Source organism: Achromobacter sp. GbtcB20 (assembly GCF_019091095.1).
Classification (GTDB): Bacteria; Pseudomonadota; Gammaproteobacteria; order Burkholderiales; family Burkholderiaceae_B; genus Achromobacter; species Achromobacter mucicolens.
Window position 1 is genome coordinate 1 of record NZ_JAGXJZ010000913.1, and the last position, 235, is coordinate 235.

A 235-nucleotide genomic window follows, 5' to 3' on the forward strand; every position below is an offset into this window, starting at 1 on the left:
GCCTGCGGATCGATGCCGTTGTTCTTCGACTTCGACATCTTCTCGGTGCCGCCGATGTCGTCCGGCTGGCCGTCGCTCTTCAGGGTCGCGCTCTGCGGGCGGCCCTTGTCGTCGAACACCAGCTCGACGTCGGCCGGGTTGAACCAGGTCTTCTTGCCGGATGCGTCTTCGCGATAATAGGTCTCGTTCAGCACCATGCCCTGGGTCAGCAGGTTGACGAACGGCTCGTCAAATT

General features: G+C 61.7%; 1 protein-coding gene. It reads right to left on the reverse strand.

The window, feature by feature from the left end:
• On the reverse strand, positions 1-235 hold a 235-nt coding region (locus KVT32_RS31605), incomplete at both ends, for a hypothetical protein (protein WP_217619584.1).